20 protein-coding genes are annotated in these 26,508 nt (G+C 66.5%); 6 read left to right on the top strand and 14 right to left on the bottom strand.

Annotated features, from left to right (window positions below; translation table 11 throughout):
* The first annotated feature begins 39 nt into the window (after positions 1 to 39).
* Together L3N39_RS05305 and L3N39_RS05300 are read left to right on the top strand one after the other, a co-directional pair.
* Positions 40 to 450: a hypothetical protein gene (locus tag L3N39_RS05305; protein WP_237256578.1), complete on the top strand. Its 411-nt coding sequence runs from the start codon at positions 40 to 42 to the stop codon at positions 448 to 450.
* Positions 451 to 552: 102 nt separating this feature from the next.
* Positions 553 to 846, top strand: coding sequence for an HAD family hydrolase (locus L3N39_RS05300; protein WP_237256245.1), 294 nt, complete (start codon positions 553 to 555; stop codon positions 844 to 846).
* Between the two features lie 120 nt (positions 847 to 966).
* On the opposite strand, the gene hemE is transcribed toward L3N39_RS05300, so the two are convergent.
* The 11 genes from hemE to L3N39_RS05245 form a co-directional block, all read right to left on the bottom strand.
* Positions 967 to 2,034 (bottom strand): uroporphyrinogen decarboxylase, encoded by a 1,068-nt coding sequence (gene hemE / locus L3N39_RS05295; RefSeq protein WP_237256244.1) that lies wholly within the window; start codon positions 2,032 to 2,034, stop codon positions 967 to 969.
* Between the two features lie 115 nt (positions 2,035 to 2,149).
* Positions 2,150 to 3,568 (bottom strand): FAD-dependent oxidoreductase, encoded by a 1,419-nt coding sequence (locus L3N39_RS05290; protein ID WP_237256243.1) that lies wholly within the window; start codon positions 3,566 to 3,568, stop codon positions 2,150 to 2,152.
* Between the two features lie 111 nt (positions 3,569 to 3,679).
* Positions 3,680 to 8,125: a glutamate synthase large subunit gene (gene gltB / locus L3N39_RS05285; RefSeq protein WP_237256242.1), complete on the bottom strand. Its 4,446-nt coding sequence runs from the start codon at positions 8,123 to 8,125 to the stop codon at positions 3,680 to 3,682.
* A 175-nt stretch (positions 8,126 to 8,300) separates the two neighbouring features.
* Entirely contained in the window at positions 8,301 to 9,830 is a 1,530-nt protein-coding gene (locus L3N39_RS05280; protein WP_237256241.1) for an AAA family ATPase, read from the bottom strand.
* A gap of 4 nt (positions 9,831 to 9,834) precedes the next feature.
* Positions 9,835 to 10,938 (bottom strand): 3-dehydroquinate synthase, encoded by a 1,104-nt coding sequence (gene aroB, locus L3N39_RS05275; protein WP_237256240.1) that lies wholly within the window; start codon positions 10,936 to 10,938, stop codon positions 9,835 to 9,837.
* A gap of 24 nt (positions 10,939 to 10,962) precedes the next feature.
* Complete coding sequence (gene aroK / locus L3N39_RS05270) at positions 10,963 to 11,508, bottom strand: shikimate kinase AroK (RefSeq protein ID WP_237256239.1); 546 nt, start codon at positions 11,506 to 11,508, stop codon at positions 10,963 to 10,965.
* A gap of 4 nt (positions 11,509 to 11,512) precedes the next feature.
* Positions 11,513 to 13,594, bottom strand: coding sequence for a type IV pilus secretin PilQ (gene pilQ, locus L3N39_RS05265; RefSeq protein ID WP_237256238.1), 2,082 nt, complete (start codon positions 13,592 to 13,594; stop codon positions 11,513 to 11,515).
* A gap of 53 nt (positions 13,595 to 13,647) precedes the next feature.
* Positions 13,648 to 14,175 carry a type 4a pilus biogenesis lipoprotein PilP gene (gene pilP, locus L3N39_RS05260; RefSeq protein WP_237256237.1) on the bottom strand — a complete coding sequence of 176 codons (528 nt, stop codon included), beginning with the start codon at positions 14,173 to 14,175 and terminating at the stop codon, positions 13,648 to 13,650.
* On the bottom strand, positions 14,172 to 14,795 hold the full coding sequence (gene pilO, locus L3N39_RS05255) for a type 4a pilus biogenesis protein PilO (RefSeq protein ID WP_237256236.1): 624 nt from the start codon (positions 14,793 to 14,795) through the stop codon (positions 14,172 to 14,174). Before pilO ends, pilP begins: the two co-directional genes overlap by 4 nt.
* Positions 14,792 to 15,364, bottom strand: coding sequence for a PilN domain-containing protein (locus L3N39_RS05250; protein WP_237256235.1), 573 nt, complete (start codon positions 15,362 to 15,364; stop codon positions 14,792 to 14,794). Before L3N39_RS05250 ends, pilO begins: the two co-directional genes overlap by 4 nt.
* Positions 15,364 to 16,428, bottom strand: coding sequence for a type IV pilus assembly protein PilM (locus tag L3N39_RS05245; protein ID WP_237256234.1), 1,065 nt, complete (start codon positions 16,426 to 16,428; stop codon positions 15,364 to 15,366). The genes L3N39_RS05250 and L3N39_RS05245 overlap by 1 nt, the downstream gene beginning before the upstream one ends.
* Positions 16,429 to 16,608: 180 nt before the next feature.
* On the opposite strand from L3N39_RS05245, the gene L3N39_RS05240 reads away from it, so the two are divergent.
* Positions 16,609 to 19,035, top strand: coding sequence for a penicillin-binding protein 1A (locus L3N39_RS05240; protein ID WP_237256233.1), 2,427 nt, complete (start codon positions 16,609 to 16,611; stop codon positions 19,033 to 19,035).
* 80 nt (positions 19,036 to 19,115) lie between these two features.
* On the opposite strand, the gene L3N39_RS05235 is transcribed toward L3N39_RS05240, so the two are convergent.
* From L3N39_RS05235 to rpmE, 3 genes are all read right to left on the bottom strand, one after another.
* Positions 19,116 to 20,381: a malic enzyme-like NAD(P)-binding protein gene (locus tag L3N39_RS05235; RefSeq protein WP_237256232.1), complete on the bottom strand. Its 1,266-nt coding sequence runs from the start codon at positions 20,379 to 20,381 to the stop codon at positions 19,116 to 19,118.
* Positions 20,382 to 20,536: 155 nt separating this feature from the next.
* The gene (locus L3N39_RS05230) at positions 20,537 to 21,328 is read right to left on the bottom strand and encodes a thermonuclease family protein (protein ID WP_237256231.1); all 792 of its coding nucleotides are present in this window, start codon (positions 21,326 to 21,328) and stop codon (positions 20,537 to 20,539) included.
* Positions 21,329 to 21,348: 20 nt separating this feature from the next.
* On the bottom strand, positions 21,349 to 21,561 hold the full coding sequence (rpmE, locus tag L3N39_RS05225; protein WP_237256230.1) for a 50S ribosomal protein L31: 213 nt from the start codon (positions 21,559 to 21,561) through the stop codon (positions 21,349 to 21,351).
* A 173-nt stretch (positions 21,562 to 21,734) separates the two neighbouring features.
* Between rpmE and L3N39_RS05220 the strand changes: the two genes are divergently transcribed.
* From L3N39_RS05220 to L3N39_RS05210, 3 genes are all read left to right on the top strand, one after another.
* A complete protein-coding gene (locus tag L3N39_RS05220; protein WP_237256229.1) occupies positions 21,735 to 23,957 on the top strand; it encodes a primosomal protein N' in 2,223 nt (740 codons plus the stop codon).
* A gap of 126 nt (positions 23,958 to 24,083) precedes the next feature.
* Positions 24,084 to 25,823, top strand: a complete 1,740-nt coding sequence (argS, locus tag L3N39_RS05215; protein WP_237256228.1) for an arginine--tRNA ligase — start codon at positions 24,084 to 24,086, stop codon at positions 25,821 to 25,823.
* Entirely contained in the window at positions 25,824 to 26,486 is a 663-nt protein-coding gene (locus L3N39_RS05210; protein WP_237256227.1) for an SPOR domain-containing protein, read from the top strand.
* Positions 26,487 to 26,508 lie beyond the last annotated feature (22 nt).

Raw genomic sequence — 26,508 nt, 5'->3', positions numbered from 1 at the left:
GGATCTGCAGACAATAAGGAGCTGTTGTGAAGCTGTCCCATCTGTTCATCGGGAGCGATCATTGCGACCACCGGCTGCGCGAGCGGCCTCAATTCCTACCAGAAATCCGAACTGCGCCACTATGAAGCAGCGGGGCTGGCCGTCGAGGAAAAGGACCCGGCACTGGGCACCGCGCTTGGCCTGCTGCCTGGCGGCGGCTCGTTCTACGGTCGCGAATACGGCCTGGGCGTGGTCAACCTGCTGTTCTGGCCGCTGTCGATTCTCTGGGATCCGGTCAGCGGGCACAGTGCCGCGGAGACCATCAATTACCACGCGACCAAGCATCATGTCGGCAAGCTGGAAGACCAGGAGATGGACGATCTGGAAGGCCAGCTCGCACGCAACGAGATCGACCTGACCCAGTACACCATGCAGAAGCGCAAGGTCGAGGCCAAGTACCGCTACAACTGAGCCATCGCCACCTGTAGCCCGGCCGCCTTCGCACCGGGCTCGGAACAACGTGTTTCGGCGGCAGGTCCACTGACATGACGACAATTCCTCGAGGAGCTCGGCATGTTCGGCAAGACCCGACACAAGTTCGAAGTGAACTACATCTACCGCAACGACCCCCACGCGCAGATCATCGAGACGGATGCGGACGACCTCTCCCGCGGCCAGGCCGCCGAGCGTCTGCTGCGGCTGCATAATGCCGACGCCGAGAACAGCCTGGTGATGCCCGACGCCGGTGCCGACGAGGAGGAACTCGTTCGCCAGGCAGAGGTGCTCGGTATCACCGACATCCGCGTCACCCGCCTCGTTCACGAGCATGAGCCGGGCACGACGCCGGGCCACTACCAGCAGCCCTGAGCAACCGCGGCGGAGCGCAAGCTTCGCCTGCACGCATGGGCACGCGCCCGCCCGCAGCGCCAACCAGAATGCAAACGCCCCGCAAGTGCGGGGCGTTTGTGCTGAACTAGCCGACGACCGTCAGCCCTGGTGGTAGCGCGCCGAGAGTTCGTGCACCGCCTCGATGAAGGCGCCCGCGTGCGCTGGGTCGACTTCCGGGGTGATGCCGTGGCCGAGGTTGAATACGTGGCCGGTGCCCTGGCCGTAGGCGGCAAGGATGCGGCCCACCTCGGCGCGGATGGCCACGGGACGGGCGTAGAGCACGCTCGGGTCCATGTTGCCCTGCAGCGCCACCTTGTCGCCCACGCGGGCGCGCGCACTGCCGATGTCGCAGGTCCAGTCCAGGCCCAGCGCCTCGGCACCGGCTTCGGCCATCGATTCGAGCCACAGGCCGCCGCCCTTGGTGAAGAGGATGACCGGCACGCGACGGCCGTCGTGCTCGCGGATCAGACCGTCGACGATCTTGCGCATGTAGGCCAGGGAGAACTCCTGGTAGGCCGCGGCCGACAGGCTGCCGCCCCAGGAATCGAAGATCTGCACGGCCTGGGCGCCGGCACGTATCTGCCCGTTGAGGTAGCAGGTGACCGAGGCAGCCAGCTTGTCGAGCAGCGCGTGCATCGCCTGCGGATCGCTGTAGAGCATCGCCTTGGACTTGCGGAAGTCCTTGCTCGAGCCACCCTCGACCATGTAGGTCGCCAGGGTCCAGGGGCTGCCGGAGAAACCGATCAGCGGAACGCGGCCGTTGAGTTCGCGGCGAATGGTGCGCACCGCATCCATCACATAGCCAAGATCCTTCTCCGGATCGGGAACCGGCAGCGCCTCGATATCGGCCGCCGTGCTGACCACCTTCTTGAAGCGCGGGCCCTCGCCGGTCTCGAAGTACAGTCCCAGGCCCATGGCGTCGGGCACGGTGAGGATGTCGGAGAACAGGATCGCGGCGTCCAGCGGGTAGCGATCCAGCGGCTGCAGCGTCACCTCGCAGGCCAGCTCCGGATTCATGCACAGGCTCATGAAATCGCCGGCCTTGGCACGCGAGGCGCGGTACTCGGGGAGGTAGCGGCCCGCCTGGCGCATCATCCATACCGGCGTGACGTCAACCGGCTGCTTGAGCAGGGCGCGAAGGAAGCGGTCGTTCTTCAGGGCAGTCATGTAGGGGTTCCCGCAAAAAATTGCCGTGCATTGTCGCAAAGCAGATAGCAAAAGGCACGGCGAGCGCCGTGCCTTTCAACCTTGGCTTGATTCTCATCAGGCCGCGGCCAGGGCATCAGACGCCCAGATAGTCGAGGATACCCTCGGCGGCCTGGCGGCCCTCGAAGATCGCGGTGACCACCAGGTCGGAACCGCGCACCATGTCGCCGCCGGCGAAGATCTTCGGGTTGCTGGTCTGGTGCCGGAACGCGCCGGTTTCCGGTGCGACCACGCGGCCCTGGTTGTCGATCTCGATACCGAACTGCTCGAACCAGGGGGCCGGGCTCGGGCGGAAGCCGAAGGCGATCACCACGGCGTCTGCCGGCAGCACTTCCTCGGAGCCGGGAATCGGCTCGGGGCTGCGACGCCCGCGGGCATCGGGCTCGCCCAGGCGCGTCTCGACGACCTTGACGCCCTCGACGCGGTCCTCGCCGACGATGGCGATGGGCTGGCGGTTGAAGAGGAACTTCACGCCCTCTTCCTTGGCGTTCTTCACCTCGCGGCGCGAGCCAGGCATGTTCTTGGCGTCGCGGCGATAGGCGCAGGTGACGCTCTTGGCACCCTGACGGATCGAGGTGCGGTTGCAGTCCATGGCCGTGTCGCCACCGCCGAGCACCACGACCTTCTTGCCCTTCATGTCGATGAAGTCTTCGGCCGACTTCTCGAAGCCGAGGTTGCGGTTGACGTTGGAGACGAGGAAGTCCAGCGCGTCATAGACACCCGGCAGGTCCTCGCCCGGGAAGCCGCCCTTCATGTAGGTGTAGGTGCCCATGCCCATGAACACGGCGTCGTAGTCGGCCAGCAGCTGGTCCATGCTGATGTCCTTGCCGACCTCGGTGTTGAGGCGGAACTCGATCCCCATGCCGCTGAATATCTCGCGGCGCCGGCTGAGGACGGTCTTTTCCAGCTTGAACTCGGGGATGCCGAAGGTCAGCAGGCCGCCGATCTCCGGATTGCGGTCGAACACCACCGGCGTCACGCCGTTGCGCACCAGCACGTCGGCACAGCCAAGGCCAGCCGGGCCGGCACCGATGATCGCCACGCGCTTGCCGGTCGGCTTGACCTTGGACAGGTCAGGCCGCCAGCCCATGGCAAACGCCGTGTCGGTGATGTACTTCTCGACAGAGCCGATGGTCACCGCGCCGAAGCCGTCGTTCAGCGTGCAGGCGCCTTCGCACAGGCGGTCCTGCGGGCAGACCCGCCCGCAGACTTCCGGCAGCGTGTTGGTCTGGTGGCACAGCTCGGCTGCCGCGAGGATGTTGCCCTCCGAGACCAGCTTCAGCCAGTTGGGGATGTAGTTGTGGACCGGGCACTTCCACTCGCAGTAGGGATTGCCGCAGCCGAGGCAGCGGTGTGCCTGCTCGCAAGCCTGCTGCGGCTTGAAGGGTTCGTAGATTTCCACGAACTCCTTCTTGCGCTGGCGCAGCAGCTTCTTCTTCGGATCCTTGCGCCCGACCTCGATGAACTGGAAGTCGTTGTTCAGACGTTCAGTCATTTCAAACCTCTTGACAGCGGCGGCGAGCCTCAAGCTGCAAGCCGCAAGACAATCACGGAGCCGCGCCTCGTACCGCTCGGGGCTTGAGGCAGGCGGCTTGAAGCTGCATTGTTATTGCGGGTTGGCCCGGGTGCTGGAGAGCAGCGACGCCAGGTTGGCCGCCTTGGGCTTGACCAGCCAGAAGCGACGCAGGTAGTCGTCGAGATTCTCCAGAACCTGTGCACCCCATGCGCTGCCCGTCTCGTCGACGTACTCGCGCAGGACCGCTTGCAGATGGCTGCGATGCGCCTCCATCGTCTCGCCGGTGATGCGATGCAGGTTGACCAACTCGTTGTTCACCCGATCGATGAAACTGTTGTCCATGTCCAGCACGTAGGCGAAGCCACCGGTCATGCCCGAACCGAAGTTGGAGCCGGTCTTGCCCAGCACGCAGACGAAGCCGCCGGTCATGTACTCGCAGCAATGGTCACCGGTGCCTTCGACCACCGCATGGGCACCGGAGTTACGCACGGCGAAGCGCTCGCCGGCCGTGCCGGCGGCGAACAGCTTGCCGCCGGTGGCGCCGTACAGGCAGGTGTTGCCGATGATGGCCGACTCCTGCGACGCGTAGCTGGCGCCGCTCGGCGGGGTAACCACCAGCTTGCCGCCGGTCATGCCCTTGCCCACGTAGTCGTTGGCGTCGCCTTCCAGGTACAGGTTCAGGCCACCGGCGTTCCACACGCCGAAGCTCTGGCCAGCCGTGCCCTTGAAGCGGAAGGTGACCGGCGCATCCTTCATGCCCTGGTTGCCGTGCAGGCGGGCGATCTCGCCGGACACCCGGGCGCCGATGGAGCGGTCGCAGTTGCAGATGGTCAGCTCGAACTGGCCGCCGCTCTTGTCCTGGATGGCCGACTGCGCCAACCGGACCATTTCCTCGGCCAGCAGGCCCTGGTCGAACGGCGGGTTGCGGTCGACTTCGCAGAACTGCGGCTTGTCGACCAGCTCGCTGCCACCGAGCAGCGGCGACAGGTCGAGCGCCTGCTGCTTGGCGGTCTCGCCCGGCAGCACTTCGAGCAGGTCGGTCCGCCCGATCAGCTCGCCGAGGCTGCGCACGCCCAGGCGCGCCAGCCACTCGCGGGTTTCCTCGGCGACGAAGGTGAAGAAGTTGACCACCATGTCGACGGTGCCGATGAAGTGTTCCTTGCGCAGTTGCTCGTTCTGCGTGGCCACGCCGGTGGCGCAGTTGTTCAGGTGGCAGATGCGCAGGTACTTGCAGCCCAGCGCGATCATCGGCGCGGTCCCGAAGCCGAAGCTCTCCGCGCCGAGGATGGCGGCCTTGATCACGTCGAGGCCGGTCTTCAGGCCACCGTCGGTCTGCACCCGCACCTTGCCGCGCAGGTCGTTGCCGCGCAGCGTCTGGTGGGTCTCGGCCAGGCCGAGCTCCCACGGCGAGCCGGCATAGCGGATCGAGGTCAGCGGCGAGGCGCCGGTGCCGCCGTCATAGCCGGAGATGGTGATCAGGTCGGCATAAGCCTTGGCAACGCCGGCGGCGATGGTGCCGACGCCCGGCTCGGCGACCAGCTTGACCGAGACCAGCGCCTGCGGGTTGACCTGCTTGAGGTCGAAGATCAGCTGCGCCAGGTCTTCGATGGAGTAGATGTCATGGTGCGGCGGCGGCGAGATCAGGGTCACGCCCGGCACCGCATAGCGCAGGCGCGCGATCAGGCCGTTGACCTTGCCGCCAGGCAGCTGGCCACCCTCGCCGGGCTTGGCGCCCTGGGCCACCTTGATCTGCAGCACCTCGGCGTTGACCAGGTACTCGGGAGTCACGCCGAAGCGGCCGGTGGCCACCTGCTTGATCTTCGAGCTGCGTGCGGTGCCGTAGCGCGCCGGGTCTTCGCCACCCTCACCGGAGTTGGAGCGCGCACCGATGCGGTTCATCGCCTCGGCGATGGCCTCGTGGGCTTCCGGCGACAGGGCGCCGAGGGAGATGCCCGCCGAGTCGAAGCGCTTGAGGATCGATTCCAGCGGCTCGATCTCTTCCAGCGCGAGCGGCTGCTCGGTTTCGCGGACCTTGAGCAGGTCGCGCAGCATCGACACCGGGCGCTGGTCGACCAGCGCGGTGTATTCCTTGAAGCGCGAGTAATCACCGCTCTGCACCGCGGCCTGCAGCGCGCCGACCACGTCCGGGTTGTAGGCATGGTACTCGCCGCCGTAGACGAACTTGAGCAGGCCACCCTGCTGGATCGGCTTGCGGTTGTTCCACGCCTCGGCGGCCAGCGCCTGCTGCTCGGCCTCGAGGTCGACGAAGCGCGCGCCCTTGATCCGGCTGGCCACGCCGCGGAAGCTCAGGTCGACGACCTCGTCGGCCAGGCCCACGGCCTCGAACAGCTGCGCGCCGCGGTAGGAAGCGATGGTCGAGATGCCCATCTTCGAGATGATCTTCAGCAGCCCCTTGGAGATGCCCTTGCGGTAATGCTTGAACACCTCGTAGAGATCGCCCAGCACCTCGCCGGTGCGGATCAGGTCACCGAGCACCTCGTAGGCAAGGAACGGGTAGACCGCGGTCGCGCCGAAGCCGATGAGCACGGCGAAGTGATGCGGATCGCGCGCCGAGGCGGTCTCCACCAGGATGTTGCAGTCGCAGCGCAGACCGGTCTCCACCAGACGGTGATGTACCGCGCCGACGGCGAGCGAGGCGTGCACCGGCAGCTTGCCGGGCATGATGTGGCGGTCGCTGAGCACCAGCAGCACCTTGCCGGCGCGCACCGCTTCCTCGGCCTGGTCGGCGATGTTGCGCACCGCCGCCTCGAGGCCGAGGCTCTCCTCGTAGTTGAGGTCGATCAGCTGGCGCTCGAAGCCGGGACGGTCCAGTTCCATGATGCTGCGCCACTTCGCCGGCGAGATCACCGGGGTGGTCAGGATCGCGCGGTTGGCGTGATCGGCGGTTTCCTCGAAGACGTTGCGCTCGGCGCCCAGGCAGGTCTCCAGGGACATGACGATGGCTTCGCGCAGCGGGTCGATCGGCGGGTTGGTGACCTGGGCGAACTGCTGGCGGAAATAATCGTAGGGCGAGCGCACGCGGCGCGACAGGACCGCCATCGGCGTGTCGTCACCCATCGAGCCGACCGCTTCCTGGCCCTGCTCGGCCAGCGGACGCAGCACCTGGTCACGCTCCTCGAAGGTGACCTGGAACATCTTCATGTACTGCTTGAGCTGGTCGGCGTCGTAGAAGGCCGAGCCGTGGTCGTTGTCGTCGAGGGTCGACTGGATGCGCAGCGCGTTCTCGCGCAGCCACTTCTTGTAGGGGTTGCGCGACTTCAGGCGGTTGTCGATGTCGGCGGTGTGCAGCACCTCGCCGGTCTGGGTGTCGACGGCGAGGATCTGGCCCGGGCCGACGCGGCCCTTGGCGAGGACGTCCTCGGGCTGGTAGTCCCACACGCCGACTTCCGAGGCCAGGGTGATGTAGCCGTTCCTGGTGGTGACCCAGCGCGCCGGGCGCAGGCCGTTGCGGTCCAGCAGGCACACCGCGTAGCGGCCGTCGGTCAGCACGACGCCGGCCGGGCCGTCCCAGGGCTCCATGTGCATGGAGTTGTATTCATAGAAGGCGCGCAGGTCCGCGTCCATGGTCTCGACGTTCTGCCAGGCCGGCGGAATGATCATGCGCAGGCCACGGAACAGATCCATGCCGCCGGTGACCAAGAGTTCGAGCATGTTGTCCATGCTCGAGGAGTCCGAACCGGTGCGGTTGACCAGCGGTGCCAGGCTTTCGAGATCGGGCAGTTGCTCGTTGGCGAACTTCAGGCGACGCGCCTGGGCCCAGTTGCGGTTGCCGGTGATGGTGTTGATCTCGCCGTTGTGCGCCAGGTAGCGGAACGGCTGGGCCAGCGGCCACTGCGGCATGGTGTTGGTGGAGAAGCGCTGATGGAACACACAGATGGCGGTCGCCAGACGCTTGTCGCCCAGGTCCGGATAGAAGCTGGCGAGGTCGGCCGGCATCATCAGGCCCTTGTAGATGATGTCCTTGTCCGACAGGCTGCAGATGTAGAACTCGCGGTCCGCGGCCAGGGCGACCTCGGCTCGGCGACGGGCGAAGAACAGCTTGATGGCGAACTCGCGCTCCGACAGTCCGGGCGCCGCGACGAACACCTGCTCGATGCGCGGCAGGCGCTCGAGGGCCAGGCGGCCCAGCACGCTGGGATCGATCGGCACCTCGCGCCAGCCCACCAGCGTCAGGCCCTGGGCGATCACCTCCTCGTTCAGCCGGCTGCGCGCAGCCTCCGCCTTGGCGGCGTCCTGGCTGAGGAAGACCATGCCGACGGCATACTGCTCCGGCAGCTCGGTGTTGAAACGCTCTTGAGCGACCGCGCGCAGGAAGGCGTCGGGCTTCTGCATCAGCAGACCGCAACCGTCGCCGGTCTTGCCGTCGGCGTTGATCCCGCCGCGGTGGGTCATGCAGGTCAAGGACTCGATGGCGGTCTTCAGCAGGTGATGGCTTGCCTCGCCCTGCATATGGGCAATCAGACCGAAGCCGCAGTTATCCTTGAATTCCTCAGGACGAAACAGACCTGCTCTCATAGGCGCTCCACCAGCTAATACGTTGTAAATCAACCCCTTACTGACGGAGCGCTGAAGAGCCCCATCATTCACGCGGGCAAAAGGGGGAGCAGTTTACAAAGGCCGGTGGAGCGACACAAACAAAAATTTGCAAGCCCCAAAAAGGTGCATATGCGCACTTTTTTGGGGCATTTTGTTAACGCGCAGCGCGGATCTCGTTCTGCACGCTGCCCAGCGAGCGGACCCAGGGCTTGCCTGCCTGCAGTTTCTGGGGCAGCTGCTTCAGCGCAGCAACCGCCTGGGTACGCGAGGCGAAGTTGCCGTAGGTCACGACATACAACGGCTTGCCCTCGTGCAGCTTGGTGAAGTAGCGATAGCTGCTGCCGTACTGCTGGACCATCGTCTTGGCATTCTGCTCGTTGCGCGTACCGACGATCTGCACCAGGTAGTTGGTCGCCGGCTGCTGGCCGTACCAGCCGAGCGAAGAGGCCGTATCGCTCCAGGCCGGTGCCGCGGCCGCCGGCCGTGGTGCCTCGACCTTCGGCGCCGGCGGCTCGATGGCGCGCGGGGCCGGGGCCGGGGCCGGGGCCGGGGCCGGGGCCGGGGCCGGGGATGCTGGCGGCGGCGCGACCGGATCCACAACCGGCGGCGTGGGTTCGGCCTCCACAGGCTCGCCCAGGCCTTCTTCCTGCTCGCCGGCGGCAGCCGCCAGCGGCTCGCGGATCACCGGCTGGGCGTCGCTACCGAGCGGGAGCGGCAGCGGTTTTTCTGCACCATTGAACTCGATGGCTGCGCCAGGCCCAGCTACACCAGCCGGGGCGGACGACGACTCGCCCGCCTGCCCGGCCAGGTCGGTCGGATCGGGCTCGCCACCGCCACGCAGGACCAGCGCAGCGACCACCAGCAGCAGCACGGCGAGAACGGCCAGCGCATGCTTCTTCGGCAAGGGCAGCGCCCAGCCGCGCCCGCGCCGGCCTGCGCTCGCCGCCACCTGCATGCCCTCGATCAGCTCGTCGCGCGCCACCTCGTTGATGATCCCCGGCCAACCACCGGAAGCCTCGTGAATACGGGTGACCTGCTCGGCGCTGAAGCAGTCCGGATCACCGCCGGCGCCTTCGAGGCGCGCGGCGAGGTACTCCTGGGTCTCCTCGGGCTCGTAGGGCTGCAGCGCAATGACGTGATAGGCCTCCTGGGCACTCCCGTCGCTCAGCGCCTCGAGGCGCGGCACCAGGCTGTCGAGGCCGAAGAGGAAGACATGCGGCCGCGCCTCGGCGCCTTCGGCCAGGCGCATCAGCGTTTCGATGGCCGCGCCGGTCAGGCGCTCGGCGTCATCGACCAGCAGGTAGACTTCCTGGCCGGTCAGCGCCAGCTGAATGATCTGCGCCATGACCGAGTCGTAGTCGGCCGGCGTCACGCCCAGCGCCTGGCCGATCTGCTGCAGCAGCGCGCTGGCATCCAGCGAGCCCTGCGGCGTGATCACGATGCTCTGCACCGACTGCTTGTTGCTGCTGGCCACCAGCGCCTGGCGCAACAGCGTCTTGCCACTGCCCTGCGGCCCGGTGACCACCAGCACCAGCTGGCTGTAGCGGGCCAGGTGATGCAGCTGCCCCAGCACCGGCTTGCGCTGGGCAGGAAAGAACTTGAAGCCGGGCACGCGCGCGGCGAAGGGATCGTGGGCGAAGCCGTAGTGGTCGAGGAAGGCGTCGTCAGCTGCCAGATCGGTCATCGATTCATGCTCCCAGCTCTTTCACGATTGCCTGGTAGTCGGCAGTCAGGGTCTCGTCCAGCACCTCGCGCGGGAAGTCGGCGGTCACCAGTGCCTGCCCCAGCTCCTTGAGCAGCACCAGGCGCAACTGCCCGTTCTCGACCTTCTTGTCGACCGCCATGTGCCTGAGAAAGTCCGCAGCAGTCATGTCCTGCGGCGGGACCACCGGCAGCCCTGCAGCCGCAAGCAGACGGATCGCCCGATCACGCTCGGCCGTCTCGATCCAGCCCAGGCGCCGGGACATTTCCAGCGCCATCACGGTCCCGGCAGCCACGGCCTCGCCGTGCAACCAGGCGCCGTAGCCCTGATGGGTCTCGATCGCATGCCCGAAGGTATGGCCGAGATTGAGGATTGCGCGAATGCCCTGCTCCGTCTCGTCGGCCCCGACGACCCGCGCCTTCGCTGCACAGGAGCGATGGATGGCCTCGGTCAGCGCCACGCTGTCCAGCGCCCGCAGGTCGCCGATGCGTTGCTCCAGCCAATCGAGGAAGGGCGCATCGCAGATGAGACCGTACTTGATGACCTCGGCAAGGCCGGCAGACAGCTCACGCGCCGGCAGGGTCGCCAGGGTGGCAGTGTCGATGATCACGCCCCGCGGCTGGTAGAAGGCGCCGATCATGTTCTTGCCGAGCGGGTGATTGATGCCGGTCTTGCCCCCTACCGAGGAATCGACCTGGGACAGCAGGGTGGTCGGTACCTGGATGAAGTCCACGCCACGCTGGTAGCAGGCTGCGGCGAAGCCCGCCATGTCGCCGATGACGCCGCCGCCGAGCGCGATGAGCGTCGTGCGGCGATCGTGACGGGATTCGAGCAACCCGTCGAAGATGGTCTGCAGCGTCTGCCAGTTCTTGAAGGCCTCGCCATCGGGTAGCACGATGGACGTCACCGCGTAGCCCTCGAGCGCACCCTGCAACTGCGAAAGGTACAGTGGCGCGACGGTTTCGTTGGTGACGATCGCGACCTGGCGGCCACGGATGAGGCCAGCGAAGAGGTCCTGCCGTGCCAGCAGATGGTCGCCGATGAAGATGGGATAGCTACGCTCGCCTAGATCGACCTTGAGAGTCTGCATGACGCCCCCGTGACAGAAAGGGCGCTAGGATAACGCAGTTTCACCCTGCCCATCACGGGCCGGCAGGCCGTCGAGCAGGCGCAGGATCTCGTTCACCACAGCACGCGGCGGGCGGTTGTCGGTCTCGATGATGATATCGGCCACTGCACGATAGAGCGGGTCGCGCACGGCCATGAGCTCGCAGAGGATGCGCCGCGGATCGGCCGCCTGCAGCAGCGGCCGGTTACGATCGCGAGCGGTACGCTCGAGCTGCTGTTCCACCGAAGTGCACAGATAGACCACCCGACCACCGCTACGCAGCGCCCGGCGGTTCTCCTCGCGCAGAACGGCGCCCCCCCCGGTGGCCAGCACCACGCCCTCGAGACGGCACAGATCCGCGATGGCAGCCTGCTCCCGATCGCGAAAACCCTGCTCGCCCTCGACATCGAAGATCAGCGGGATGCTGGCGCCGGTTCTCTGCTCGATTTCCTTGTCGGAGTCCTTGAAGGGAAGGTGCAGCTCCTTGGCAAGAAGACGCCCGATGGTGCTTTTGCCAGCACCCATCGGGCCTACAAGAATGGTATTGATCACCGCATCAATGGCTCACAGCTATCGCTTGATTGCTCATGATACGCGGAGTCAGGAAGATCAGCAGTTCCGATTTTTCGTTGGTGACCGAATCGCGGCGGAACAACCGGCCGAGGTAAGGCAGGTCACCCAGCAACGGCACCTTGTCCACGGTCTTGCTCTGGGTGTTGGAGAACACGCCGCCGATGACGATGGTCTCGCCGTCGTTGACCAGCACCTTGGCGTTGACCTCGTTCTTGCTGATCGGCGGCACGCCGTTGAGCGCATTCTGGAAGTCGGGCGCATCCTTGGTGACCTTCACTTCCATGATGATGCGATTGTCCGGCGTGATCTGCGGGGTCACTTCCAGCGACAGCGCCGCCTCCTTGAACGAGGTGCTGGTGGCGCCGCTGGAGCTGGCTTCCTGGTAGGGGATTTCCGCGCCCTTGAGGATCTTCGCGGTTTCCTTGTCGGAGGTGACCACCTTCGGCTGCGATACGATCTCGCCGTTGCCGGACTTCTCCATCGCCGACAGCTCGAGGTCGAGAATCAGGTTGTTGGTGATGTAGCCGATGCCGATGCCGGCGGTACGGTCCGCCACGCCGAGGTCGACGAACGGGAAGTTGCCATTGGCATCCTCGCCCGAGTCACCGCCCTCATCACCCAGGTCATCATTGCCATATACCGCGCCACGGCCGTTGGCGAAGATCTGGGTGCCGCCCCAGCGCACGCCCAGGCTCTTGTCGTAGTCGACGTTCGCTTCGACGATGCGCGCCTCGATCATCACCTGGCGAACCGGGATGTCCAGTTGCATGACGATTCGGCGCAGCTCGTCCAGACGCTCCTGCGTCTGGTAGGCGATGATGTTGTTGGTGCGGTCATCGACGGCGATCGAACCGCGCTCCTCGGCACCGCCATTGCCGCTCTCGGTCACCGACTGGAACAGCCGGGCGATATCCGCCGCCTTGGCATAGTTGACCTGAATGAGTTCGCGACGTAGCGGCGCCAGCTCGGCGATCTGCCGCTGCGACTCGAGTTCCTGGCGCTCGCGGGCGGCGATCTCGTCGGCCGGCGCGACCAGCAGGACGTTGCCCACCTGGCGCTTGTCCAGGCCCTTGGTCTTGAGCACCAGGTCGAGCGCCTGGTCCCACGGCACGTTCTGCAGGCGCAGGGTGATGTTGCCCTGCACGGTATCGCTGGCCACCAGGTTGAGGTCGGTGAAGTCGGCGATCAGCTGCAGCACCGAGCGCACGTCGATATCCTGGAAATTCAGCGAAAGCTTCTCGCCAGTATAGGCGAAACGCTCGGACTTGCGCTTATCGGCCTCGTCCTCACTCAGCGGCTTGACGCTGATGGTCAGCTGGTTGTCGGTCTGGTAGGCCAGGTAGTCGTAGCGCCCGCTCGGCTCGATGGCGATGGCGGCGCCAGCCGACTGGCTGGTGGCATCGACGAAGCGCACCGGCGTGGCGAAGTCCTGGACATCCAGGCGCACCCGCAGCGACTCGGGCAGCTGCGCCTTGTCGAACAGCACCTTGATCTTGCCGCCCTGCTCCTCGATGGTCGAGCCCACCGAGGCGTCGGACAGCGTGATCACCACGTTGCCGGCGCCGTCCTCGCCCCGACGGAAATCGATATTGCTGATCGCCTTGCCGACGATCTTCGGCGCACTCGGGGCCGGCTTGGCTACCGCAACCGCGGTTGCCGGTGCAGCGGCCGGCGCGGCGGCGGTATCGCTCTCGCCGAGCACGACGAACAGCTGGTTGCCCTCGACGCGGGTGGCATAGGGCACCAGCGAGGTCAGGTTGACGATCAGCCGGGTACGCCCCTGGGCCTCGACGACCGTGACGCTGCGCGCATTGCCCAGCCCCAGTTCGCGGTTCTTCACGCCGAGCTTGTTGGAAACGCCCGGCAGGTCGAGGGCGATCCGCGCCGGCTGCTCGAGGGTATAGCCGCGCGGCTTGCTCACCGGCTCGTCGAACGCCAGCTTCAGCTCGACACGGTCACCCGGCAGCGATGCAACGTCGAGCTTGTTCAGGTTGGCCGCCAACAGCGCGGGCGCGGCGAGCAACGCCAGCATGGCGACGCCTACGCGAGAGAAGGTGCTAGTCATAAAATGCTTCCGTTGTGCAGACCTATCGAGGTTTTCCATTGTCGGCGCCTTTGTCAGGTGCGCTCTTTGAGATTCAGGCTACGCGGGCGCTCCAGCCAGCCGCCGTCACCGTCCGGCACGATCTCCAGCACATCCACGCTGGCCTCGCTGATGTCGACGATGCGCCCATGGTTGCGCCCCAGGTAGTCGCCGATCTTCACACGGTGCACGCCGCCACCGCCGAGCACCAGCGCATAGCGACCGTCGCGGTTGCTGAGCGTGCCGACCATGACGAAGTTCTCGATATTGAAGCCCTCGAGGAACTGGCGGACCCGCGATTCGTCCGGTTTGATGTCCTTGTTGCCCTTCTGCCGCTGGGCCAGGTCGACCTTGACCGGCGGCTGGAACGGATGCCGTAGCGCCGACGCACTGTAGGTGAAGGCCTCGTAGGGAACGAACGGCGGCAACGGCTCGATGCTGCCCTTCGGTCGCGAGCGGACCTCGTCCATGTAGCGTTGCAGGTCGGCGAAATCGTTGCTGCCGCCGCAACCGGAAAGGGTCAGCAGGGCGAGCCCGCATGCCAGGAAGTGGGCCTTTTTCATTTCTGCAGCCCCTTCTCGTTATAACGATAAGTCTTGGCGAGGATATTCATGCGCAACTTGGAAGAGGTCGCGTCCTTTACCGGACTGATATCGAAATCGTGCAGGGTGACGATACGCGGCAAACTGGCGACACCGCTGACGAAAGTTGCCAGGTCGTGATAGCCGCCCACCACGGAAATCTGAATCGGAAGTTCGATATAGAACTGCTGCACAACTTCCGGCTGCAGCTTGATTTCCTCGAATTCCAGGCCGCTACCCAGGCCGGTACGGGTGATGTCCTCGAGCAGCCCGGGCACCTCGGTGTCGCTCGGCAGCTGACGCAGCAGCACGCCGAAGGAGGTTTCCATCTCCACCATCTGCGCCTTGTAGGCCTCGAGGTTGGCGGCCTGGAAGGCCTTGGTCGAGAACTGCTGCTTGAGGGTTTCCTCCTGGGCCTGCTGGCGTTCCAGCTCGAGCTTGAGATCGCTCAGATGGAAGTAGTAGCCCGCCGCCAGCAATGCCAGCAGCAGCAGGATCGCGGCGATGACCTTGACCGGCGCCGGCCAGGACCCGAGGTTGTTCATGTCCAGTTCGGACAGGTCGACCTTCTTCAGGCTTTCCATGGTGTCAGCCAGACTCATGGCTTGGCTCCTTCCGTAGAGGCTGCAGGCTGCGTCTGCTGCACCGTCAGCTGAAAGACGTTTTCCTGGTCGACCGCGCCGGCGGTGACCGCCTTGACCTCGATGAGATTCGGCGCATCCAGCCACTCGGAGCCGTCGAGGTTGCGCATCAGGTTGGAGACCCGGTTGTTCGACTCGGCGGCACCGGCGATGGCGATGTTCTTGCCCGTCATCTTCAGCCCGGTGAAGTGCACGCCTTCAGGCAGGGTGCGCACCAGCTGGTCGAACACCCGCGCGATGATCGGGCGGTTGCCCTGCAGGTCCTGGATGATCTTCATCCGCTCGAGCAGCTGCTGGCGGCGCTCCTTGAGCTCCTTGATTTCCTTGATCCGCGCATCCAGCACGGCGATTTCCTGGCGAACGAACTCGTTGCGCGCGTTCTGGTTCTCGATGGCGCCCTGCAGCAGGCGGTCGCCCAGCATGACCAGGCCGGCTGCAACCAGGACGACGCCGGCCAGGCTGGCGAGGAAGCGCTGCTTGCGTTCCTCGCGCAGCTGTTCGCGCCAGGGGAGAAGGTTGATCCGTGCCATCAGTCGAAACTCCTCAGGGCCAGGCCGCAGGCAATCATCAGGGCCGGCGCGTCGCTGGCCAGCGCCCCGGCATTGACCCTGCTGCTCAGGGACATGTCGGCGAAGGGATTGGCCACCAGCGTCTGGGTACCGACCTTCTGCTGGATCAGGCGATCGAGATCGGGAATGGACGCGGTACCGCCGGCGAGCAGGATGTAGTCGACATCGTGGTACTGGCCGGCCGCGAAGAAGAACTGCAGGGAGCGCGACACCTGCTGCACCACCGCTTCCTTGAACGGCTGCAGCACCTCGGACAGGTAGTCGTCCGGCAGGCCGCCCTGCTTCTTCGCCAGGCCAGCCTCCTCGACCGAAAGCCCATAGCGCCGCTGGATCTCCTCGGTGAGCTGGCGGCCGCCAAACAGTTGCTCGCGGGTATAGATGGTGCGCCCGTTGTGCAACACGCTGAGAGTCGTCATGGTGGCACCGATGTCGACGATCGCCACGGTCAGGTCGCGCTGCCCATGGCCAAGCATGGGTGCGAGCAGGTCGTAGGAGCGCTCCAGCGCATAGGCCTCGACATCGACCACCTTGGCGGTCAGCCCGGCCAGCGCCAACGCGGCTTCGCGGATCTCCACGTTCTCCTTGCGGCAGGCGGCCAGCAGCACGTCGACGCGCCCCGGCGCCCGTGCCGACGGGCCCTGCACCTCGAAATCGATCGCGACTTCTTCCAAGGGATAGGGGATGTACTGGTCGGCCTCGATCTTGAGCTGGTTCTCCAGCTCGTCGTCGCTGAGCCCGGCATCCATCTCGATGGTCTTGGTGATGACCGCCGAACCCGACACCGCGACCGCCGCATGCTTGCCACCGGTCTTGGCCCTGGCCACTACGCGCTGCAGCGCCTGGCCGACGCCGTCCAGCTCGGCAATGTTCTTTTCCACCACCGCATTCGGCGGCAAAGGCTCTACGGCGTAGGCCTCGACCCGGTAGCGATTACCTGAGCGGCTTAATTCCAGGAGCTTGACCGAGGTCGAACTAATGTCGATCCCAAGTAGCGTATTCGCTTTCTTAGTGAAGAGCCCTAGCACAACCGATTTCCTATCGATATCCGCGACTTACGGATTAATTATGTTCTGGCGCATTAGATTACAGGCTTGACAGAACCGCAAATGGCTAGGCGGCAAAAAAAACGCATATACTGTGACCCGTTTTTCTCTTTCAGCATCGTCTGCTGCTGCCCCTACTGATTTCCGGATTTCTCGTCCCCGATGCGTCTTCTGAAGTTTCTCTCGTGGTCCTGCCTCGCCCTGCTCTGCGCCATGCTGCTCAGCGTCAGCGGGGCCTTTCTCTACCTTAGCCCCAACCTTCCCTCGGTCGAGTCGCTGCGCAACGTCCAGCTGCAGATCCCCCTGCGCGTGTACAGCGCCGATGACAAGCTGATCGCCGAATTCGGCGAGATGCGCCGCTCGCCGATCCGCTTCGAGGACATCCCCGAGGACTTCGTTCGAGCGCTGCTGGCGGCCGAGGACGACAATTTCGCAAATCATTATGGCGTCGACGTCACCGGCCTGATGCGCGCTGCCGCGCAATTATTGAAGACCGGGCACATCCAGACCGGCGGCAGCACCATCACCATGCAGGTCGCAAAGAACTACTTCCTGACCAGCGAACGGAGCTTCTCGCGCAAGATCAGCGAGATCCTGCTGGCGCTGCAGATCGAGCGCGAGCTGAGCAAGAACGAGATCCTCGAGCTGTACGTGAACAAGATCTACCTGGGCCATCGCGCCTACGGCATCGAAGCCGCCTCCCAGGTCTATTACGGCCAATCGATCAAGGACTTGAGCCTGGCGCAGCTGGCGATGATAGCCGGTCTGCCGAAGGCGCCCTCGGCGTTCAATCCGCTGGTCAACCCTGCGCGCAGCAAGGAGCGGCGCGACTGGATCCTCGGCCGCATGCACAAGCTCGGCTACATCGACCAGCAGCGCTTCGAGCAGGCCGTGGCCGAACCGGAAACCGCCCGCTACCACGGCGCCTCGCCCGAACTCGAGGCGCCCTACGTGGCCGAGATGGCGCGCGCGGAGATGGTCGGCCGCCACGGCAGCGCCGCCTACACCGACGGCTTCCGGGTCTACACCACCGTGCGCAGCGATCGCCAGGTAGCCGCCAACAGCGCACTGATCGACGGCCTGGTGGAATACGACCAACGGCATGGCTATCGCGGTCCGGAGGCCCGACTCGCGGATGCCGACCAGGCCCGGTGGCTCGACGAACTCGCCAACCGCAGGACGCTCTCGGGCATGCAGGCGGCGGTCGTCATGCAGGTCGCCGACGATTCGATCCGCATCCTTACCCGCGATGGCAGCGAGCACTCCGTTGACTGGCAGAGCATGAAGTGGGCCCGCCCGCACCTGGCCACCAACAGTCTCGGCCCGCGCCCGGCGAAACCCGCCGACGTGGTCAAGCGTGGCGATGTGATCCGGGTTCGCTGGCAGGACGAGCAGCCGCTGTTCAGCCAGATCCCCCAGGCCCAGGCCGCGCTGGTATCGCTCGACCCGCAGGATGGTTCGATCGAGGCGCTCACCGGCGGTTTCTCGTTCGGCCAGAGCAAGTACAACCGCGCGATCCAGGCCAAGCGCCAGCCGGGCTCCAGCTTCAAGCCCTTCATCTACAGCGCGGCCCTGGATGCCGGCTACACCGCGGCAACCCTGGTCAACGACTCGCCGATCGTCTTCGCAGAACAAGGTATGGACCGGGTCTGGCGGCCGAAGAACGACAACAACACCTTCCTCGGCCCGATCCGCATGCGCGAGGCGCTGTACAAGTCGCGCAACCTGGTTTCCATCCGTCTGCTGCAGGCCATGGGCATCGACTACACGCTCGACTACATTGCCCGCTTCGGCTTCAAGCGCGAGGACCTGCCGCGCAACCTGTCACTGGCGCTGGGCACCGCGACGCTGACGCCCATGGAGATCGCCACCGGCTGGACTGCCTTTGCCAATGGCGGCCACCTGATCGAGCCCTACCTGATCGAGCGTATCGAAGACCGCCAGGGCGAAGTACTGTTCACCGCCAACCCGCCGCGCGTGCCGCCGGCTGGCGCTGCGCAAGGCACCGCGACCGAGGACGTCGCCACCACCTTCGCCCAGGACGCCGACTCCAGCACCGCGGACAACGAAGCTCCGCGCAGCGCCGAGCGCATCATCGACGAGCGCACCGCCTACATCATGACCAGCATGCTGCAGGACGTGATCCAGCGCGGCACCGGTCGCCGGGCGAAGGCCCTCGGCCGCAGCGACCTGGCAGGCAAGACCGGAACCACCAACGATTCGGTCGACAGCTGGTTCTCCGGCTACAACGCCGACCTGGTCACCACCGTCTGGAGCGGCTTCGACCAGCCGCAAAGCCTAGGCCGCAACGAGTACGGCGGCACCGTGGCCCTGCCGATCTGGATGAAATACATGGGCGTCGTGCTCAAGGACCAGCCCGAGCACCTGCCGCCCGAGCCGGAAGGCATCCTCACCCTGCGGGTCGACCCGGTCAGCGGCCGCGCCGCATCGCCGGGCACGCCGGATGCCTACTTCGAGCTGTTCAAGAACGAGGATTCGCCGCCACCGATGAACGAGCTCGGCCCGGACATGCAGGTCCCCGGCAGCCCACTTCCGGCGAACGAGGCCGCGCCGCTCGACCTGTTCTGAGTCGCCGAGGGCCGCGCGCCCTCACCGACCGGCAGAAACGAAAACGCCCCGCAAGCGGGGCGTTTCGCAGATCGGCAAGATCAGACGAAGACGTCGTCCACCGACTTCAGCGGGTAGTTCGACGGATACGGCAGGGTCGCCACGCCGCTTTCGATCGCCGCCTTGGCCACCGCATCGGACACCAGGGTGATCAGGCGCGGATCCATCGGCTTGGGAATGATGTACTCGCGACCGAATTCCAGGCTCTGCCCGCCATAGGCCACGCACACCTCTTCCGGAACCGGCAGCTTGGCCAGGTCACGCAGCGCCAGCGCAGCCGCGATCTTCATTTCCTCGTTGATGCGCTTGGCCCGTACGTCCAGCGCGCCACGGAAGATGAAGGGGAAGCCCAGCACGTTGTTGACCTGGTTCGGGTAGTCCGAACGGCCGGTGGCCATGATCACGTCGGAACGGGTGGCATGCGCCAGCTCGGGGCTGATTTCCGGGTCCGGGTTGGAGCAGGCAAAGACGATCGGGTTCGCCGCCATGCGCTTGAGGCCCTCGGGGCTCAGCAGGTTGGCACCGGAAAGGCCGACGAACACATCGGCACCGTCGAGCGCGTCGTCGAGAGTGCGCTTGTCGGTCTCGTGGGCGAACATCGCCTTGTACTGGTTCAGGTCGTCGCGACCGGCATGGATCACGCCCTTGCGGTCGATCATGTAGATGTTCTCGACCTTGGCACCCATGCTGATCAGCAGCTTCATGCAGGAGGTGGCGGCGGCGCCGGCACCCAGGCAGACGATCTTCGCCTGCTCGAGGGTCTTGCCGGCGATTTCCAGCGCGTTGAGCATGCCCGCCGCGGTGACAATGGCGGTGCCGTGCTGGTCGTCATGGAATACCGGGATATCGCACTGTTCGATCAGCGCGCGCTCGATCTCGAAGCACTCCGGCGCCTTGATGTCTTCCAGGTTGATGCCGCCGAAGGTGATGGAGATGCGCTTGACGGTGTCAATGAAGGCCTGCGGGCTCTCGGCATCGACCTCGATGTCGAACACGTCCACGCCGGCGAAGCGCTTGAACAGAACGCCCTTGCCTTCCATCACCGGCTTGGAGGCCAGCGGGCCCAGGTTGCCCAGCCCCAGAATCGCGGTGCCATCGGAGATCACCGCAACCAGGTTGCCCTTGCCGGTGTAGCGGTAGGCCAACTCGGCATCGCGAGCGATTTCACGGACGGGTGCGGCAACGCCTGGACTGTAGGCCAGCGACAGGTCGCGAGCGGTAGCTGTAGGCTTGGTCAGCTCAACGCTCAGCTTTCCCGGACGCGGCTGGGAATGGTAGTCAAGAGCGGCGGTTTTCAGGTCAGTCATGTGGCATTTCCGCTTATTTTATTGGGACAGACAGCCGTCGGAGCATACGCCAAGACCGAGCGGCGCCTCAAGCGAGACCGGTACGGGGCTGTCAAGCCTCGCCAATTAAGACTTTCAGGGCATAGCCGCCAAAAGGACGCGCGGATCTCGCCGCCTCAGGGCCGTTCGAGCATCGCCGGATGGCTCAGGCGCAGCAGCCAGCGTGCCTGGCTCGCCCCCTTGCGCCGGCCGCGGTCGACGACCCAGCCGCGCGCCTCGACCTCGCGCCCCACCAGGCGCTGCAAGGCTGCGACATCGAAGGCCTCGACCTGCCTGGCCGGCACCTGCAGCACCAGCGGCCCGTCCAGCTCCAGCCAGATGCCGCCACGATTGCGCTCGAGGCGCTCGACCCGTGCGCGGACGATTGCGAAGCCGCCCTGCCTGAGCGCCTGCGGCCGTACAACCGGCGCCTGGCGCCACAGCCCCAGCTGCGCCTGGCGCGCCTGCTGCTCGGCGGCGCGCTGGCACTCCACCAGCGAAGTATTGGGATGCACCGCGACGAAATAGCCCAGCCCGGCCGCCAGCTGCTCGGCCTCGAGGTTACTGCCGCGACGGTCGTAGACGTGGGCGAGCAGCCGGCCGTAGCGATCATGCGCCTCGCGCCCCGGCCACAGGCGCACATGCCAGTCGCTGGCCTCGACCAGCTGGCGCAGGTGCCGCGTGGCCTTCTCCGCGAACGGTTCGGCGGCGCGGCCCTCGCGGCCACGCTCGGGGGTGTTCAGGCCGATCATGCGCACGCTGCGGCCATCGGCCAGGCGCAGGGTGTCGCCGTCGATGACCTGGGCGACGCGCTGCTCGACCAGCTGCACCGGCGCCGGGCACAACGCCTGCGCCGGCAGCGCCAGCAGCGCAGAAACGAAAAAGGCGCCCACAAGGGACGCCTTTCTCATGCCTCTGGAAAATCCCATGGGATTTCCGTCGTCTCGGCTTACTTGGAGCCGAACACACCGAAGCGCTGCTTGAAGCGATCGATACGGCCGCCGGTGTCCAGCACCTTCTGCTTGCCGGTGTAGAACGGGTGGCACTCGGAGCACACGTCGATGCTCAGGTCCTTGCCCAGGGTGGAACGGGTCTGGATGACGTTGCCACAGCTGCAGGTCGCCTTGACCTCGACGTACTTCGGATGGATATCGGCTTTCATGATGAATCCTCTGGGATTGTGTGCCGCCACCCGACCCTATGCCGAGCACCGCACGAATTAGGGCGCGCATGATACCAGAGCACCCTGGCGTTGCAAGCACAGGTGGTCGCCGGCGACGGCTGCCTGGGCGCCGGTGATCGGCTACCATCGCGCCCAGCCCACAGGAACGCGCCGTGCCCCAGACCATCCTTCGCCTCGCCCTGCCTTCGCCACTGCGGCGGCTGTTCGACTACCTGCCACCGGCCGGCATTCGCACAGCCCGCCTGCAGCCCGGCAGCCGCCTGCGCGTGCCGTTCGGCCGGCGCGAGGTGATCGGCATCCTGGTCGAGCTGGTCGAGCACAGCGAGGTGCCGGCCGACAAGCTGCGCCCGGCGCTGGAGCTGCTCGACCAGGCGTCCCCGCTACCGCCGGCTATGTTCCGCCTCTGTCTGTGGACTGCGCAGTATTACCAGCACAGCCTCGGCGACACCTTCAGCTGGGCCCTGCCGGTGCTGCTGCGCCAGGGCGAGCCGGCCGAGGCGCGGCTGGAGCGCTTCTGGATGCTCGGCGAGCAGGCCGCCGCCGACGATCCGCGACTGGCCCGTGCGCCGCGCCAGCGCGACGCGCTGAAGATCATCGCGCAGCACCCGCACGGCGTCGCCCACAGCCTGCTCGGCAAGCTGCAGATCAACCGGGACAGCCTCGCGCTGCTGCAGGACAAGGGCCTGGTGCGCCTGGAAACCCGCCGCAGCCAGCCGCCACGCGCCCACCGCGGCGGCTGGCTGCTGCAACCGGAGCTGCCGCTCAACGCGCAGCAACGCGCCGCCTTCACCGCGGTACAGGCCGGCTTCGGCGGGTTCCAGGCCTTCCTGCTGGCGGGAGTGACCGGCAGCGGCAAGACCGAGGTCTACCTGCAGCTGATCCATCGCATGCTCGAGGCCGGCCGGCAAACACTGGTGCTGATCCCGGAGATCAACCTCGGCCCGCAAACGCTGGCGCGCTTCGAGCAGCGCTTCAACGCACGCATCGCCCTGCTGCATTCGAACGTCAACGACCGCGAGCGCCTGGATGCCTGGCTGGCGGCGCGCGATGGCGAGGCGGACATCATCATCGGTACGCGCTCGGCGCTGTTCACGCCGATGAAGCGCCCGGGGCTGATCATCATCGACGAGGAGCACGACGCCTCCTACAAGCAGCAGGAGGGCCTGCGCTACCACGCCCGCGACCTGGCGCTGGTACGTGCGCGCCAGGAGAACATCCCGATCCTGCTCGGCTCGGCGACGCCCTCGCTGGAAAGCCTGCACAACGCCCACAGCGGCCGCTACGCCCTGCTGCGCCTGAGCGAACGCGCCGGCGGAGCGAAGCCGCCGCGCTTCCTGCGCCTGGACGTGAAGAGCCGGCCGCTGGAAGCCGGCCTCTCGCCGCCGCTGGAACAGGCCATCGGCCAGACCCTCGCCGCCGGCCAGCAGGTGCTGGTGTTCCTCAACCGCCGCGGCTTCGCCCCGACCCTGCTGTGCCACGACTGCGGCTGGATCAGCCAGTGCCCGCGCTGCGACGCGCGCATGACGCTGCACCAGCGCCACAACGAACTGCGCTGCCACCACTGCGGCCATGTGCAGCGCCCGCCAGCCGCCTGTCCGAGCTGCGCGCATGTCGACCTGCGCCCGGTGGGCGCCGGCACCGAGCGCGCCGAGGAGCGCCTGGGCATCCTGTTTCCGCAGTACCCGGTGCTGCGCATCGATCGCGACAGCACCGCGCGCAAGGGTGCCATGGAGCAGCTCTACGCGACGATCAACCGCGGCGAGCCCTGCCTGCTGGTCGGCACGCAGATGCTCGCCAAGGGCCACCATTTCCCCCGCGTCACCCTGGTGGTGATCCTCGACGCCGATGGCGGGCTGTTCTCGGCCGACTTCCGCGCCAGCGAGCGCATGGCCCAGCTCATCGTGCAGGTCGCCGGGCGCGCCGGGCGTGCCGAGGAACCGGGCAAGGTGATCATCCAGACCCACCTGGCCGACCACCCGCTGCTGGTGCAGCTTACCGAGCAGGGCTACTTCGCCTTCGCCGAGCAGGCGCTGAGCGAACGCCGCGCCGCCGGCCTGCCGCCCTTCAGCCATCTCGCCCTGCTGCGCGCCGAGGCGCACAAACCCGGCCAGGCCGAGGGCTTTCTCGACCAGGCCTGCAGCGAGGCCGAACAGCTGCTGGACGAACTGCGGCTCGAGGGCATCGAACTGCTCGGCCCGATCCCCGCGCCGATGGAGCGCCGCGCCGGACGCTATCGCGCGCAACTGTTGCTGCAGGGCAGCGCCCGCCCGCCCCTGCATCGCCTGATGGGCGCCCTGCTGCCGCGCCTGGAGGCCCTGCCGGCCGGCCGCGCGGTGCGCTGGTCGCTGGACGTCGATCCGATCGACCTGTTCTGACGGCAGCCGCAAGGCCGACCGGGTGCGGGCGGCGGGGCACCTGCCGGGGCTGGCGCTGGTGGCTTGAAGCCCGCGGCTGCTTCTATAATGCCGGGTTTTCGCGCACGTACGCCGACAGAGCCGCCCATGAAAGACAGCATCCGCCACCTGATCCAGCAAGCCCTCGCCCGCCTCACCGACGAAGGCGTGCTGCCCGCCGGCCTGAACCCGGCGATCCAGGTGGAAAACACCCGCGACAAGAGCCACGGCGACTTCGCCAGCAACATCGCGATGATGCTGGCCAAGCCGGCCGGGATGAAGCCGCGCGACCTGGCACAGAAGCTCATCGACGCGCTGCCGGCCGACGCCTCGGTGAGCAAGGTGGAGATCGCCGGCCCGGGCTTTCTCAACTTCTTCCAGAACAGCGACGCCCTGGCCGCACGGCTCGACGCGGCGCTCGCCGATGCACGGCTGGCGGTGCGCAAGGCCGGCGCGGTGCAGCGCGTGGTGATCGACCTGTCCTCGCCCAACCTGGCCAAGGAGATGCACGTCGGCCACCTGCGCTCGACCATCATCGGCGACGCCGTCGGCCGGGTGCTGGAGTTCCTCGGCGACCAGGTGATCCGGCAGAACCACGTCGGCGACTGGGGCACCCAGTTCGGCATGCTGCTGGCCTACCTGGAAGAGAAGCCGGCCGGCGCCGAGAGCGAACTGGCCGACCTCGAGCAGTTCTATCGCGCCGCCAAGCAGCGCTTCGACGAGAGCGCCGCCTTCGCCGAGCGCGCCCGTGAACTGGTGGTCCGGCTGCAGGCCGGCGACGCCGAGTGCCTGCGCCTGTGGACGCGCTTCAACGAGATCTCGCTGTCGCACTGCCAGGAAATCTACGACCGCCTCAACGTCAGGCTGAGCCCGGCCGACGTGCGCGGCGAAAGCGCCTACAACGCCGAGCTGCCGGGCATCATCGAAGCGCTGCGCGAGAAGGGCCTGCTGACCGAAGACGAAGGCGCGCAGTGCGTATTCCTCGACGAGTTCAAGAATGCCGAGGACAAGCCGCTGCCGGTGATCGTGCAGAAGGCCGGCGGCGGCTATCTCTACGCCACCACCGACCTGGCCGCCATGCGCTACCGCAGCACGGTGCTGCAGGCCGACCGCGTGCTGTACTTCGTCGACCAGCGCCAGGCACTGCATTTCCAGATGGCCTTCGCCGTGGCCCGCCGCGCCGGCTTCGTGCGCGACGACATGCAGCTCGAGCACATGGGCTTCGGCACCATGAACGGCGCCGATGGCCGCCCGTTCAAGACCCGCGACGGCGGCACGGTGAAGCTGATCGACCTGCTCGACGAAGCCGAGCAGCGCGCCTATGCGCTGGTCAGCGAGAAGAACCCCGAGCTCGACGAGGCCGAGCTGCGCCAGATCGCCCGCGCGGTGGGCGTCGGCGCGGTGAAATATGCCGACCTGTCCAAGCACCGTACCAGCGACTACCGCTTCAACTTCGAGCTGATGCTGAGCTTCGAGGGCAACACCGCGCCCTACCTGCTCTACGCCTACACCCGCGTGGCCAGCCTGTTCCGCAAGCTCGGCAAGGGCATGGACGAGATCGGCGGGCAGATCCGCCTGCACGCCGAGCAGGAGCAGGCGCTTGCCGCGAAGCTGGCGCAGTTCGGCGAAGTGCTCAATGGCGTCGGCGACAAGGGCGAGCCGCACCTGCTGTGCAGCTACCTGTACGACCTGGCCGGGCTGTTCTCCAGCTTCTACGAGAACTGCCCGGTGCTGGCCGCCGACGACCCGGCCGTGCGCGACAGCCGCCTGCGCCTGGCCGCCCTGACCGGCCGCACCCTGCGCCAGGGCCTGGAGCTGCTGGGCCTGGAACCTCTGGAGCGGATGTAAGTGGCAGCACGCAAGAAAGCGCCACCCAAGCGCGGCGCCAGTCGCTACCAGGCCCCGGCGAAGAAGAGCGTACCCGGCTGGGTCTGGCTGGTCTGCGGCCTGGCCATCGGCGGTTTCCTGGCCTTCCTTGCCACCCTCGAACCGGGCGGCGAGGAGGTCAAGCGCAACAAGGAGCCCGCGCAGGCCCGGCAACCGGTCAAGCCGAAACCGCAGCCAAGCGAGCAGCCGGCCAAGCCGAAGTACGACTTCTATACGCTGCTGCCTGAGTCGGAGGTCATCGTGCCGCCCGAGGTCAAGCAGCCGGAGGCGCCGGCCAAGCCGGTGACGCCCGAGCAGGCGGCGAAGATCGACGAGGAGCGCGCACTGGCGGCCCTCAGCGGGCAGGTGCCGCCGCCACCGCCGACCGTGGCCAAGGCGCCGGTCACCCAGTTCTTCCTGCAGGCCGGTTCGTTCCGCAAGCAGGCCGAGGCCGACAAGGTGCGCGCGCAGATCATCCTGCTCGGCCAGGACGTGCGGGTGGAGCGGGTCAGCGTGCGCGACGAACCCTGGTTCCGCGTGCTGGTCGGGCCCTACACCACGCGCGAGCAGCTCAACGCCGCACAGAAGACGCTGGCCGCCAGCGGCTACAAGAACCTGCTGCTGCAACAGCGGCAGGTCCGCTGAAGAGAAAACGCCGGGCTCGCCC

Source organism: Pseudomonas oligotrophica (assembly GCF_021726475.1).
In the GTDB taxonomy this organism is placed as follows: Bacteria; Pseudomonadota; Gammaproteobacteria; order Pseudomonadales; family Pseudomonadaceae; genus Stutzerimonas; species Stutzerimonas oligotrophica.
The sequence above is the reverse complement of the archived record's forward strand: the minus strand, read 5'-3'. Positions and strand labels throughout refer to the sequence as shown.

What these genes read in the sequence shown, in the direction of transcription:
- L3N39_RS05300 (WP_237256245.1), top strand. Translation starts at nt 553, where the DNA reads ATGTTCGGCAAGACCCGACACAAGTTCGAAGTGAACTACATCTACCGC.
- hemE (WP_237256244.1), bottom strand. Translation starts at nt 2,034, where the DNA reads ATGACTGCCCTGAAGAACGACCGCTTCCTTCGCGCCCTGCTCAAGCAG.
- L3N39_RS05290 (WP_237256243.1), bottom strand. Translation starts at nt 3,568, where the DNA reads ATGACTGAACGTCTGAACAACGACTTCCAGTTCATCGAGGTCGGGCGC.
- gltB (WP_237256242.1), bottom strand. Translation starts at nt 8,125, where the DNA reads ATGAGAGCAGGTCTGTTTCGTCCTGAGGAATTCAAGGATAACTGCGGC.
- L3N39_RS05280 (WP_237256241.1), bottom strand. Translation starts at nt 9,830, where the DNA reads ATGACCGATCTGGCAGCTGACGACGCCTTCCTCGACCACTACGGCTTC.
- aroB (WP_237256240.1), bottom strand. Translation starts at nt 10,938, where the DNA reads ATGCAGACTCTCAAGGTCGATCTAGGCGAGCGTAGCTATCCCATCTTC.
- pilQ (WP_237256238.1), bottom strand. Translation starts at nt 13,594, where the DNA reads ATGACTAGCACCTTCTCTCGCGTAGGCGTCGCCATGCTGGCGTTGCTC.
- pilP (WP_237256237.1), bottom strand. Translation starts at nt 14,175, where the DNA reads ATGAAAAAGGCCCACTTCCTGGCATGCGGGCTCGCCCTGCTGACCCTT.
- pilO (WP_237256236.1), bottom strand. Translation starts at nt 14,795, where the DNA reads ATGAGTCTGGCTGACACCATGGAAAGCCTGAAGAAGGTCGACCTGTCC.
- L3N39_RS05250 (WP_237256235.1), bottom strand. Translation starts at nt 15,364, where the DNA reads ATGGCACGGATCAACCTTCTCCCCTGGCGCGAACAGCTGCGCGAGGAA.
- L3N39_RS05240 (WP_237256233.1), top strand. Translation starts at nt 16,609, where the DNA reads ATGCGTCTTCTGAAGTTTCTCTCGTGGTCCTGCCTCGCCCTGCTCTGC.
- L3N39_RS05235 (WP_237256232.1), bottom strand. Translation starts at nt 20,381, where the DNA reads ATGACTGACCTGAAAACCGCCGCTCTTGACTACCATTCCCAGCCGCGT.
- L3N39_RS05230 (WP_237256231.1), bottom strand. Translation starts at nt 21,328, where the DNA reads ATGGGATTTTCCAGAGGCATGAGAAAGGCGTCCCTTGTGGGCGCCTTT.
- rpmE (WP_237256230.1), bottom strand. Translation starts at nt 21,561, where the DNA reads ATGAAAGCCGATATCCATCCGAAGTACGTCGAGGTCAAGGCGACCTGC.
- argS (WP_237256228.1), top strand. Translation starts at nt 24,084, where the DNA reads ATGAAAGACAGCATCCGCCACCTGATCCAGCAAGCCCTCGCCCGCCTC.